This is a genomic window from Pseudomonas veronii (assembly GCF_002028325.1).
Lineage (GTDB): Bacteria > Pseudomonadota > Gammaproteobacteria > Pseudomonadales > Pseudomonadaceae > Aquipseudomonas > Aquipseudomonas veronii.
In genome coordinates this window covers 3,748,575-3,761,185 of the sequence record NZ_CP018420.1, presented here as the reverse complement: position 1 = coordinate 3,761,185, position 12,611 = coordinate 3,748,575, and the positions used below count along the sequence as shown (strand labels likewise).

Sequence of the window (12,611 nt, the reverse complement as noted above, 5' to 3'; positions counted from 1 at the left end):
TACTCGCGCGATGCTGTTTGCATTAAGCAAATAGTGAGCAACACCCGAATCCAAACTCATTCGAGTGCTAATAGAATGCTGCGCAGCAGCTGGCGAAGTACCGAACATGAATTGTATTCGACCGCCGAGCAATAAATTTATTGGCTCGGAATTGGTCGTTCTGGGTGAGATGCCGGGGCTAACCGCGAAGCACTGTTTTAGCTGCGCTTAAGCGTGACTTTGTTGTCCGACTTACTCACTATCTTATAGTTGCCTCTTAACTTTTTTAAGACACTAAGGCTTCTCACCGAAACGGCCATGGATATAGCCGCCGAAGTTGCTGCGGCCCCTAGAACGCTGAGGGCTCCGCCTGACCCGGCAACCGCTGCGAAGCCAGCAACCGGTGTGGCAACACCACCCGTACCGACGGTGGCTATGACGCCATAAAAGACTATGCATATAGAACCAATGGCCACAGCCCATGCAACCGTGCCGGTAGCCTTTATCCGAATGGTTTTTTTTGCAAGATCGCCTTCAATCACGATGGTGTCTTCATTGCGGTTTACCGCGTCGGCTAGTTCCTTCTCTGTCGTTACGCTCATTGCTTGTCCTTCGTTTTTTTATTGCCGGCAATAATGAACCCGATGATTAAAAAAAGAATAATGATCGGTGGAAAAGCTACGCACAAAGCGATTGCGCCAAGTAGCAGCAGCCCGCCGATTATCACGCCTACCATTTCCCCTAAAAGTGGAAGCAATAGCTTGAACATAACGACGGCTAAAATAATTCCGGCTATTACGACAATAATCATGTGCGGCCTTATGTGGGTTGTGTTGGTTTTTAGAATATGTTTGTCGGGTCTGCACTAAAGGCCGTACCCCGGAATGATCCGGAAAGCGTCGATTGAGCATCCATGTCCGTCGCGTGAGTTGCTGATCTTCCAGTTTGAAATCCCATCGCGATCCTGCGTACTTTGCTTGTCTGATACTTGGTTGGGCTTCTAAAATCCCCCTTCGCACGCTCAGGTTGTCGGCTGTCGCCCACCATTCTTTAGTTTTAAGGCCTCCTTGCCTGACCGCGTATGCCCTGCCAGTCATTCCCAATCCCCTCAATGATTAATGATCTGCACTTCGCGGTACTCAAATAACAGTTTGAGGTGTCGAGGGCGAGGCACAGCCATTGAGCACGCTAGGGTTAGAGCAGCCCTTCGTTATTCAGCTTCAAGCGCGCATAGAAGAGAATCGCAACCGCGGGAATCAAGGCCGAGTAGCCGGGCTTGACTGCACTTTTCAGGTTCGTAACCGCCGCCTTGATGCGCTCGGTCGAAACCAGATGAGTGAGGGAGGGCAGTCGCGTTGCAGATGCCAGCGTTAACTCCTTGTTCTTACTGGTCAGCGTTGAGTGCGCCTTGCGATACACAGGGGCCGGTGCGCTAGGGGTCGAGAAGTAAGACGTAACGGTCAGGCTTGCCGCCAACGCATCGACCTGCTCAAAGTAAGCTTTCTCGGACATGACCTCCAAATGCTGGGCAATGTCGTGTTTTGACGCGAGTACATGACCCTCACCGAAAGAAGAGTGGAAGCATTTGCTGATGAGCAACCCCTCCATCTCAATCACCCGAGCACAATCGTGCAACTCGTCTACCAAGTCGTAGTGTTCTGTCAGCATGAGCAGGATCTGTAGATACTTGAGACCGCGTCTACGCGCCAGGTTGGCCAAGCAGTGGCCGCCCAGTAGTTGGAATTCCTTGGTCAGCAGATACAGTGAATGGTCGGTCTCAAGGGTCGTCCAACTGCTGCTACGCAGGTGCTTGGCGACTTGATTGCGGATTCGATCGCTGGTCAGTTCGAGCAGGTCATAAATGAAATGGTCGGTCACGACCGGATCGGGATTCTTGATGATCAGTTGGGGCTGATTCGACGCCGGCAGGCCACTTTTGTAGCCATGGAAGCCTGATGCCCTGAGTACTTGCTCCAGACGCGGCCAATAGTCTGTATGACCGAAGGACTCCATCCGAACGTTTTTGCAGTTACCGATTGGCTGGCGACCCGCGCTGCTTTCGCCCATATTCAACCGCAGAACGTCGTCATCTTTTGAGTAAGCATTGTACAGCCTGCAGTTTGTGCGCTTGCGGATGGCTCGAGCCTCGTCTCCCGACAATTCGGCCGCCGCCGCCATCAACAACACATCGCCAATTTCAAGATCGTGATCAGTTGGCCTGTCGAGTAGATCGAGTAGCGCACTCACGACGACCCGCCCGCCGAGCGAGTGCCCGACCAGATTGACCTTCGACACGTAGGGGTGATGTTTGAGCAGGTAGCCCTCAAGTTGCGAGAGCAGTGTCTTGCCCATGGCGGTGGCGCGCTTGCGGCTGGTGTTGAAGTGGACGGCGCGATCGGCCACTGCTGCCGCGGTACCCGCGAAGATGTTCAACCGAGCCATTGCCGCCACGCTACTGCTGGATAACTTATCGAACTGGCTCCAATGACCGGAAGGCCAGAACGCAAAGATGTTGATGCACTCGTGGAGGGATGACGGGATACATTTGCTCAGCGCGCACCGGTCTTCTATATCGTGGCCGGCTGAGTAGCCGTGGATAAAGATGTTGGCGACCTCGCCGGAGCGGTGGGGCAGGGTCAAGAACTTGAAGTTGTGGCTCACGCGACGTCCTTGTAGCAAATCGTAGATGAGCGAATGGTGGCATTTGGCTATTGCTGTTGTAAACGGATGTTTAGGCACAAAGGCGCGGGGCTAGACCTCGACTCAGTAGGGCCTGAACGTGGCTTGCTGCTTATTCGTCCCGAAAACGCGGTGTTGGTGTTTGAAGAGCAACCCATGAGGCCGACAGGCAACACCGCGCGCATCCCGCCGCTTTGAGAACGCCATTCAAGCCCGCCGCGCCATCAGCAACACCGTCGCCGCCGCAGACAACAGCCCCGCGCAGCAGCGATTGAACAACCGCTTGCCCCGTGGCTCGGCGAACCAGCGGCGCATGTGCAGGCCCATATAGGCGTAGAGGCTGATGGCGATCCATTCCAGCACCAGGAACAGTGCGCCGAGCAGGGCGAACTGTGGGGTGATGGGCTGGCCGGGCACCACGAATTGCGGGAGAAAGGCGGTGAAGATCAGGATGGCTTTCGGGTTGCCCGCGGCTACCAGAAACTCCTGACGCGCCAACGCCCATGTTCCTACCTTGGCCGTAATCGATTCGCTCTGCGCCTGCGGATCGGCCCGCCACAGTTGCAACGCCAGATAGAACAGATACGCCGCACCGACGATCTTGATCGCGTAGAACAACAACTCCGACGTTTGCAGCACCACCGCCAACCCGGCGGAGGCGAGGGCGATCATGCCGGCGAAGGCGAGCAGGCGGCCGATGCCGGCGAGGCAGGCAGTGCGGTAGCCGTAGCGCGTGGCGTTGCTGACGGACAGCAGGTTGTTGGGACCGGGTGCCATGTTCAGGGCGAAGCAGGCGGGTAGGAAGAGGACGAGGGTGGTGAGGTCCATGGCGGTTCCGGGTTCTGGCGGGGAGGGTCGAGGATAAAGGGGCTTGAGGGGGGAAGACAATCCATGTCCTAAAGTTTGCCCCCTTGACGTCGATAACCGCTGTGAACCACTCAATCATGGACCGATGAAATGGTACTTACCCTCAGTTCTACCTATATCCCGCCCGCCAATACCACCTTACGCCTGCCGACCAGATACTCGTGGCCTAGCCTCTGACGGACCTCGCGAAGGACGCCGTGGCCAGCGCCGGCCCGGCGGCTGTCTACCATCCCAGCGCAGACGCTGAACCAATGCAGTCGCTGGAGGCTATCGATACGTGGGTCGGCCGCTCCGCATCACGAGCGCTTCCTCGGATCATCGAGATCGCCAAAGGCGCGCAAAGCGTGCTGAACGCCACGTTCAAGACATTCCAGTCAACGCTGGCGGCGACTTATCCGGATTTGGCCGGCACGAAATACGGCTTTACGGTGGAGGCCGATGGCGCGTTGAAGGTGCTCAATGAAGCCGGTCAGCTCAGCAGTTCGCAGAGCACGGATGAAACCCGCGTTCGTGCGTCTTTTGCGCCTGCCTGAAGATCGAGAACGGCTACCCGAGCGGCCTCATCAGCGTCAGAAACTGTACTTCGCCGTTACTCCAAAGCTGCGCGGGTTGCCGTAGGTGTCGGTGGAGCCCCAGATCGTGCTGTTGCCGATCGCCGAGTAGTAGGTGCGGTCGAAGATGTTGTTGGCGTTCACTTGCAGGTCCAGGTGCTGGTTCACTTGGTAACCGGCCATCACGTCCGCCACCGCGTAGCTGCCTTGCTCCAGGCGATAGCTGCCGTTGGTGAGGGCGATGTCGTTGTACATGCGGCTCTGCCAGTAGACGTTGCCACCGATGCGCAGTTTTTCCAGCGGGCCCTGGAAGCGGTAGGACGTGGTGAGTTTGAACAGGCGCTCCGGTGTATCGGAGCTGAAGCGCTGGTTGTCATTGGCCGGGTCGCTGTCCTTGATGAAATGCGCGCGGGTGTAGGTGAAGCCGCCGCCGACTTGCCAGTTTTCGGTGAGGGCGCCTTGCAGTTCCAGGTCGATGCCCTGGCTGCGCACCAGGCCGGCGGCTGCGTAGCAGGTGAGCACCGGGCAACCGGCCTGGGTGGCGGCGGTGGTGGCGCGGTTTTTCTGGTCGATCTGGAACACCGCCAGGCTGGCGTTGAGCGCACCGTTGAAATATTCGCCCTTGATGCCGACTTCGTAGTTTTCGCCCACGATCGGTTCCAGCACCTTGCCCGAGAGGTCCTTGCTGCTTTGCGGGTTGAAGATGTCGGTGTAGCTGGCGTAGACCGAGTGGTGCTCGTCGAGGTCGTAGATCACCCCGGCGTAGCGCGTCAGGTTGCGGGTGACTTTGTAGTCGCCGTCCTGGCTTTGGCGGTCGTCATAGTCGTACCAGTCCAAGCGTGCGCCGAGGATCACCTTGAGCGGGTCGGCCAGGTTGAGGCGCGTGGTCAGGTAGACGCCGTCCTGGGTGGTGAGGGTGTGGGTTTTGCCGTTGCGTTGGAAGTCGGGTTTGGCGCCGTTGAGCGGGTAATTGGTGTCGTAAGGGCTGTATTCCTTGGAGGTGGCGTCGTAGATGCGTTTGCTGGTGCCGACCACCACTTCGTGGGTGCGGCCGAAGGCGTCGACCGGGCCGCTGGCGAAGGTGTCGAAGGCGTACTGTTTGTCGTCCTGATGCGACTGGTAGGCGGTGCGCGCCAGCTCGGTCTGGTAGCGCGATTGGTAACTGCCGGTGAACACGCCGTCCAACTGCGACGCGGAGCCGGCGACGTTGAGTTTCCAGCCATTGTCGAAGCGGTGCTGGACGTCGCCGAATACAGTGTTGATCGTCAGCTCCTTGTTTTCCCAGTCGCTGCCGGGGTTGGTGGAGCGGGGCAGGTTCAGGTGATGGCCATCGGTGCCGATGGGCAGGCCGCCCCAGAAGAAGTTGGTCTGGTCTTCCTGCCGGGAGAAACCGAGGGTGGCAGTGGTGTCTTCGCTGAGGTCGGCTTCGCTGATCGCGTAGAACAGGCCGTGGTCGCTGGTTTCGTTGTCGCGGAAGCTGTTGGCGTCGCGGTACGAGCCGACGACGCGGCCGCGCAGGGTGCCGCTGTCGTTCAAGGCGCTGGAAGCATCGAGCTCCATGCGATAGTCATCCCAACTGCCGGCCGCGCCGGTGATCGACACCTGCGGCGTAGCGGTGGGGCGCTTGCGCACGAAGTTGATCGCCGCCGAAGGGTTGCCGGCGCCGGTGACCAGGCCGGTCGCGCCGCGGATCACTTCGACCCGGTCGAACATCGCCAGGTTGGGCTGCACGCTGTTGGCGTAGCCCGAGTAGGCGCTGGGTAGACCATCGAACATCATGTTGTCGATGTCGAAGCCGCGCGAACTGTAGGTCTGCCGGCCGGGGCCGCTGGACTGGCTGAGGAACAGGCCGGGGGTGTTCTTGACCACATCGTTGACGCTGGTCATGGCCTGGTCGTCCATGCGCTGGCGGGTGATCACGGTCACGGCCTGCGGGGTTTCGCGCATGGTCAGCGGCAACTTGGTGGCTGTGGCCATAGCACCGGTGGTGTAGGACTGGGTGCCTTCGGTGGTCTCGCCGAGTGCCTGGCCGCTGATCTCGGTGGCGCCCAGTTCAAGCGGTGCCGCGGCCTTTTCGGTATCGGCCGCCAGCGTTGTCTGGGTGCCGCCGAGGCAGATGGCCAATGCCAATAGACTGGGTGAAAAACGCGTACCGACAGGTTGTTGAGCGGACATGAATCTGAGCCTCCCCCGAGCGCCATCCATGGCGAATAATAAACGTATTGATAATTATTCGCGTGAGTGTGGCAGATTGAATCCGCGCAAAAAAGACTTGGGGGAGAATTACTTAACAAATTTTTCACATCTGTCGGGGGGACAGATCACCCTCCCAGCGCGAAATCATCCGCCGCTGCGTGGGCTAGCGGGTGCCAATGGGCTGGCGCTCAAATCGACGGCACCGCGAAAAAAATCGCCGTCAGAATTCCATTCGCAGGCCCACGGTGCCTTGTCGGCCGTTGAGCATCTGGCTGTCCAGGTTGCGGTTATAGCCGACTTCGCTGTACAGGCTGACGCCCTTGGCCACCTCCAGCGTGGCGCCCAGACTCAGGCCCAGGGTGGTGGATTTCTGTTCGGTGTCGATGTCTGTCACATGGTTAAAGGTGACGGTGTTCTGCCCGGCGGCGGTGTGCCAGATATTGGCCCGCGCGTAGGGCTGCAACGGCAGGCCACGGACCTGATAGTCGCCGCGCAGGCGTATGCCCAGGCGCGTGGTGACGTTGGTGTCGGCGTTGTAGGCCACGTCGGAGATGCCATCGTTCTGACTGTCCAGTTTGGTTCGGCTCAGGATCAGTTGAGCCTGGGGCTCAACCACCCAATCGGCGGTCATCTGGAACGGCCTGCCGACCTCGACGGATGCGGCGACGTTATGCCCGCGGGTTTTCATCTTCACCCCACGGTCCGATTCGTTATTGCCATCGAAACGGGTGCCCATCAGCACCAGATCGAGGTAGGCCTGGTTGGCGCCGATCAGTGTCCAGTAAACGCCCAGGCTGTCACCGCGCAAGGTGGTGTTGCCAGCGGCCTTGTCTTGCCAGCCGCCGTTGAAGCCTTTCACGTCACCTTTCAAGCGGCTGTGGCCGACGAAGAAGCCGACTCGCTGCACCGCGCCGTTGGCGGTAGCGCTCGCGTACACGTCGGTACCGATCTGGAAGGCGGAGATCGAACTGTCCAGCGTCGGGCTCACCGTGCCGGCAAAGCTCTGGCGGCTGCTGTTGCCATACACACGCCCCCAACCGGCAGGAAACGCACCGGTCTGCTGTTGTTGGCGCTGATCGCCCATGCGTTCGTGATAGGTGCCGAGCATGGCCTGTACGATTTGTTGCGCGGCAGGAAACAACACCGCGTAGATCGGTACTTCCGGGCGATAGATCGGGATCGGCGTGAGGCCCGGATTGGTCGGCAGTTCAGGGGTGCCCACCACCGGTTCGGGGAGCGGCGTCACCGGGCCCGGCAGCGGCGCCACCGGCACTGAAGAGCGCAGGTAGTAGTTTTCGCCCGTGCCCGCGTTGTCGCCCCCTTTGAACAGGTAGTAGTCGAAGGCGCCTGCGGAAACCCGGTTTGCCAGGGTGAACTGGGTGCCGGCGCCGCTGGCGCCGTTGATTGCGCGGACCACCTGGATGCCGTCCTGCACGGTTTCGGCCCCCGGCCCGGCGAGATTGGTCACGCTGATAGCGGTAGTGCCGCTGATCTGGCCCGTGCCGATCACCAGCAAATCGCTGGGTGAGCCGTCGTTGCCCAAGACGCTTTGCAAGGCGAGTCGGCCAGTGTTGCCGTTGTAGTTCCCGTTCACCGTCAGGGTGTCGGTGGCGCTGGTACTGCCGGTGGTCATGTCGATCAGGCCGCCGTTGTTCAAGGTGACGGATTGGCCGGCGGTAAAGGGGTCGATCGAACCGTTGGTGACAGTCAATTTGCTCGAACCGTCGAGGCTCATGATGCCGCTGCCGGTTGCGCTGTCGCCCAGCACGAAGGCACCGCCCAGCTTGAGGTCCGAGCCGTTATCCAGCAGCACCTGTTCCCAGCCGGTATAGCGTGCGGGGACGTCGGTCTGGGTGTTGTCGAATGTGAGCGTGTCGTTACCCAGGCCACCATCCACCAAGGGGTTGGAGGACAGCGACGTTTCGTTGAGGTTTTTCAGCAGCGCGGTGTCGTCGTCGGCGCCCATGACGATCAAACCGTTGACCTTGCCGCCATCGTGCCAGATCAACTGGTCCTTGCCGAAACTGGCGAGGATTTGCCCGTTGACCGTGCCGCCGCTGACTTCAATCAAGTCATCGCCGCCGCTGGTGCTGATGTTGCCGCCGATGTAACTGGTGCCCGAGACGAGAATATGGTCATTGCCGAACCCGGTGACCAGATTGCCCAGGATGGTGCCGCCTTGCATGTCGAACACGTTGTTATCGAGCTTCATATCGACCCGGCCAATGGTGCCGCTTCTCATCGTGGCTTGGTCGCCATCTTCAAACGCCCCGGTGATGACCCCGCCGCTCATGTTGAAGGTGTCCAGGCCATCGCCCTGGGCCAGGGAAGCGATGGTGCCGCCGCTCATGGCAAAGCTGTCGATGCCGCCGCCTTGGCTTATTGCACCCGCCTGCCCACCGGTGATCTGTACCACATCCGCGCCTGCGCCTTGGGTGACCGAACCGCTGACGGTGCCCAGGTTCAGGCGGAAAATATTCGCGCCGTCGCCTTGGTTCAGCGCACCGTTGAGCGCCGCCGTCGGCCCGTTCACGTCCACCAGGTCGTTACCCGCACCAAAGGTGACATTGCCGTTGATGGCGCCGCTGCCGCTGATATTCAGGGTGTTGTTGCCACCGGTGTCGGTAAACCCCGGTGCCGAGGCACTGTCGCAGGTGGAGATGTCGTCGCCGGCGCTGTTGTTGATCGTGCATGCGCCATAAGAGGGGAGTGGCCACGCCGTCACGGCGATGATTGAGCTGATGCCCAGGTACAACAAAGAAGATGTTGGTGCGCGCATGACCCGTCCTCGTTCGAAGGGAACATCTCCCGGCACCTGGACAAGCAGGTGCGTTCGGACCATGGCAACAACGAACGATACGGATCAGGGAGTACCGGTTACCCGATTCTGAAAACATCGGCCAATGCAAAGGGTTGGCATGGCTTTCTCGACTGCGCCTTAAGCAGTGCAGGTTTTTTGCACCTTAGTCGCACATCAAACGGGCCGCTACTGTCAGAAATAACAGGTATAGACGAGTGGGCTTCTAGACGAACACGATCTCATAGGGCTCGCGCATCCGCTCCAGCAACACCTGGGCGAGCATCGGCGCGAGCCCGATCTCCGGGTCTCCGGCCAGTTGGCTGGCATAGGCATGGGCCGCATGCAGCTTGCGCGCCACGCTCCAGGTGTCGAGGCGCACCTTGCGCGCACGCTGCCAGGGGATCATCGAACCTTCCCGCGCCGTCCAATGCCAGGCCCAGATCGGCAGCTCATACAGACGCGCCCCGACCAGGCTGCATGCCTTGGCGCTGGCACGGCCGACGGCGTCGTGGTCGGCGTTGCCGTCGTTGCGCCAGGTGCTGAAGACCACATCGCCGGGCTGTAGATATCGGGCGATGAGTTGGCTCATGGGGTGTTCGCTGGCGGCCAGCGCGTCATCGCGAAAGCCGCCGCGAATCCACTTCAGGCTGTGCAGCGGCATGCCCAGCCGGCGCAGCGCTTCGACGCTTTCCTGGGGCCGCACCACGCTCAAGCGCCTCGCCGGCCAGACATTCGAGCCGGGGTGGCTGGCGCTGCCGTCGGTGATGGAAATCAACAGCATCGGGTGTTCGAGGGTGCTCAGCCGTTGCAGCAAACCGCCACAGGCCAACACTTCATCGCCGGGGTGGGGCGCGATGATGACCACCCGCGCACCCGCAGGCACCAGCGAGTGAGGATGAATGGCGGGGATTTGCGCCAACTGCGGGGCACTGTTCCAGATCTGCGCTGGACCGCGGCGGCTTTCGCTGAGGGAGGCGGGTTTCATGGCGGGCACGTCCTTGTCAATTGATGCTGGGTCGTAGCCCGTGGACGGGACGACGCTCTTTTTAGTCGCCGCAGGCTCCGCTGCAGCGATTGCTCGGCATTTCAATCCTGGATTGCCGGCAAGGCGTCCTCAGCATAGACAAGGATTCGCTGCTTTCACATCTTGTAACTTCGATTTTTTTTAACGGGCCCGTTTCAGGCCGCTCAACGCAGGCCCTCATGGGTGGCGACCGATGTACCGTCGCGGCTCCAGAGGTCGAGCAGGAAGTCACTGTCGTGGTGCCGCGCAACACACGGCATGGCCAGCCGTTGCTCGAGCAGCGCATGCACTTGGGCGGCGGTTTGCGGGCAGCCGTCGATCGGCGCGCGCCAGTGACAGGCCAGCAGTTGACCGTCGTCGCTCAGCGCGGCGAGGGCGCAGTCGATCAGGCGGGTGAGGTCATCGGCGTCGAGGTAGTAACACAGCTCGCTCAGCACGATCAGGTCGAAGCGGCCGTCAGGCCACTGTGCGGGCAGGCGACTCTGCTGCACCTGGGCATGGGGAAATCCCATCAGACGTGTCTTGGCCAGGGCCACTGCCGCGGCCGCGGTATCGCAGCACACCAGGCGGTCACAACGCGGCGCCAGTTCGACGCTCAGTTCACCATTGGCGCAGCCGGGCTCAAAAATCGCGGCGTAACGCGGGCGGGTCAACAGCGCCAAGGTCAGCGCGCGCTTGCGCCGCTCGTACCAGCGTTGACGGAAGGCCCAGGGGTCATCGTTGTCGGCGAACAGCCGATCAAAATACGGTGTCGCTACGCTCATACAAACACCACTTCAAAAGGCTGCAGCAAACGCTCGACGACATACGGTGCCAGCACCGGCGGCAAGCCGATCTGCGGATCGCCCTCCAATTGGCTGGCGAACGCGTGGATGGCATGGCGCTTGCGCGCGACGACTTGGCAACTCAGCGGGAGTTTGCGCGCGCGATGCCACGGTACCTGACTGTCTTCCGGGGTTGCCCAGTGCCAGGTCCACACGGGCAACTCGTACAGGGTCGCGCCGACCGCCAGTGCGGCACTGGCACTGGCGCGGCCGACGGCTTCATGGTCGCAGTGGCCGTCTTCGCGCCAGGTGGTGAACACCACGTCCCTGGGTTTGAGGTGGCGCTCAATGAACGCGGCCAACTGCGCTTCGCGGGCGGCGACCTGGCTGTCGGTAAACCCGGCGCGCAGCCACTTCAACCGGTGCAGCGGCAAGCCGAGGCGGTGCAAGGCCTGGGCCGACTCCTGCGGGCGCACCACGCTGAGGCGCTCCACCGACCAGCGCCGCGAACCGGGGTGACTGGCGCTGCCATCGGTGACGGAGATCAACTGGATCGCCCGACCCAGCGCGGCCAAGCCTTGCAACAGGCCGCCGCAGCCCAGCACTTCATCGTCCGGGTGCGGTGCGATGATCACTGCGCGATGCCCTTCGGGTACCAACTGTTCGACGCTGATCGGCGCCAGTTCAGCCATGTGGGACGAGGTCTGCCACTGATGCAGCGACGTGCCCTGGCCCACGATCGGATTGGCTTTCATAACTGCCACCTCCCAGGTGGCTCGGCGGCAACCTGTTCACCGAGGGCGGCCAGGTCACGCTCGGCATGGCTTTGACGTACATACACCGGCAGGTCCGCCATCAGTTGGGCAAAGTGCGGATCTTTGCAAAAAGGCCCCGCACCGGCGGCGCGACCGACGTGGCGCATGACCTGTTCAACCGTGTCTTCGAGAGACGCGCGTACCTGTTGGGCCAGTTGCCTGGCATCGGCCAGCGGGGCGCGGTCGATCTGCCGCGCACTGGCACGCAGCACGCAGGCGGCACTGTTCAACGCGCTGTCGACCGCGCCGAGGTGGGCCAGGGCATGCGGTTCCGCACGCCTGTTGCACTGCTCGCGCAGCACTTCAGCCAGGCGTTGCGCCGCGCCATACCAGCACGCTGCGATACCGACGGCGCCTTGCCAGAAGCCGGGGCGGGCGAGGTAGTCGCCGGGCCTGCCGATGCCAATCCCGCTGGCCGCCTCGAACAGGACATCGACACTGCCGGTGGCCGCCATGCCTACCGCCTGCCACCCCTCATCGGTCACGCAGATGCCGGGCTGGCCCATCTCCACTGCGACCAATTGCTGGCGATCCTCCTCGTCCCAGGCCGTCAACAACCCATGGCTGACCACCGTCGCTCCCGAACACCAGGCTTTACGCCCCTGCAGCACCAGACGATGGCCGTTGCGCCGCGCCCGCACCCTGGCCGTCGGCGGTTCTGCCGCCCACATGCCCCAGAGGCTGCCCTCCGGCGGCAAGGGGCTGCGCAGCTCGGCAATGATCGCCAAGGCATCGGTGTGACCTTCGAACAACTTGCACAAGCGCAGGTCGTGTCCGGCGACCTGGGCCAAGCGGCTGAACCGTTCGAGGGTCTGGCCGCTGCCGGGGAGCGGCAGGCGGTCCAGCCCCTCGGCCTGCAGCGCCTTCAAGGCCGCGCCCAGGGCCTGCGTGTCCGCATAGCCTTGGTAGCCTTGAAGGAATCCATGCAGGCCCATG

Annotated in this window: 11 protein-coding genes; 1 reads left to right on the top strand and 10 read right to left on the bottom strand. The window is 61.4% G+C overall.

Annotated elements, in window-relative coordinates:
• Positions 1-197 precede the first annotated feature (197 nt).
• The 4 genes from PverR02_RS17100 to PverR02_RS17085 all read right to left on the bottom strand — a co-directional run bounded on the left by PverR02_RS17100 (position 198) and on the right by PverR02_RS17085 (position 3,486).
• Positions 198-581, bottom strand: coding sequence for a hypothetical protein (locus tag PverR02_RS17100; RefSeq protein WP_017846408.1), 384 nt, complete (start codon positions 579-581; stop codon positions 198-200).
• Positions 578-790: a hypothetical protein gene (locus PverR02_RS17095; protein ID WP_046486048.1), complete on the bottom strand. Its 213-nt coding sequence runs from the start codon at positions 788-790 to the stop codon at positions 578-580. Before PverR02_RS17095 ends, PverR02_RS17100 begins: the two co-directional genes overlap by 4 nt.
• Positions 791-1,173: 383 nt before the next feature.
• Complete coding sequence (locus tag PverR02_RS17090) at positions 1,174-2,640, bottom strand: DUF726 domain-containing protein (protein WP_057004607.1); 1,467 nt, start codon at positions 2,638-2,640, stop codon at positions 1,174-1,176.
• Between the two features lie 225 nt (positions 2,641-2,865).
• A complete protein-coding gene (locus PverR02_RS17085; RefSeq protein WP_079443977.1) occupies positions 2,866-3,486 on the bottom strand; it encodes a LysE family translocator in 621 nt (206 codons plus the stop codon).
• A gap of 290 nt (positions 3,487-3,776) precedes the next feature.
• Between PverR02_RS17085 and PverR02_RS17080 the strand changes: the two genes are divergently transcribed.
• On the top strand, positions 3,777-4,058 hold the full coding sequence (locus tag PverR02_RS17080) for a hypothetical protein (RefSeq protein ID WP_152032022.1): 282 nt from the start codon (positions 3,777-3,779) through the stop codon (positions 4,056-4,058).
• A gap of 36 nt (positions 4,059-4,094) precedes the next feature.
• Here the strand turns inward: PverR02_RS17080 and PverR02_RS17075 are convergent, their stop codons facing one another.
• The 6 genes from PverR02_RS17075 to PverR02_RS17050 all read right to left on the bottom strand — a co-directional run bounded on the left by PverR02_RS17075 (position 4,095) and on the right by PverR02_RS17050 (position 12,610).
• Positions 4,095-6,251 (bottom strand): TonB-dependent siderophore receptor, encoded by a 2,157-nt coding sequence (locus tag PverR02_RS17075; RefSeq protein WP_079443975.1) that lies wholly within the window; start codon positions 6,249-6,251, stop codon positions 4,095-4,097.
• Between the two features lie 241 nt (positions 6,252-6,492).
• Positions 6,493-9,051 carry an autotransporter family protein gene (locus PverR02_RS17070; RefSeq protein WP_079443974.1) on the bottom strand — a complete coding sequence of 853 codons (2,559 nt, stop codon included), beginning with the start codon at positions 9,049-9,051 and terminating at the stop codon, positions 6,493-6,495.
• A gap of 244 nt (positions 9,052-9,295) precedes the next feature.
• A complete protein-coding gene (locus PverR02_RS17065) occupies positions 9,296-10,057 on the bottom strand; it encodes a PIG-L deacetylase family protein (protein ID WP_017846401.1) in 762 nt (253 codons plus the stop codon).
• Positions 10,058-10,260: 203 nt separating this feature from the next.
• The gene (locus PverR02_RS17060) at positions 10,261-10,860 is read right to left on the bottom strand and encodes an SAM-dependent methyltransferase (protein ID WP_046383600.1); all 600 of its coding nucleotides are present in this window, start codon (positions 10,858-10,860) and stop codon (positions 10,261-10,263) included.
• Entirely contained in the window at positions 10,857-11,615 is a 759-nt protein-coding gene (locus PverR02_RS17055) for a PIG-L deacetylase family protein (protein ID WP_017846399.1), read from the bottom strand. The genes PverR02_RS17060 and PverR02_RS17055 overlap by 4 nt, the downstream gene beginning before the upstream one ends.
• On the bottom strand, positions 11,612-12,610 hold the full coding sequence (locus tag PverR02_RS17050; protein ID WP_079443973.1) for an acyl-CoA dehydrogenase family protein: 999 nt from the start codon (positions 12,608-12,610) through the stop codon (positions 11,612-11,614). Before PverR02_RS17050 ends, PverR02_RS17055 begins: the two co-directional genes overlap by 4 nt.
• Position 12,611 lies beyond the last annotated feature (1 nt).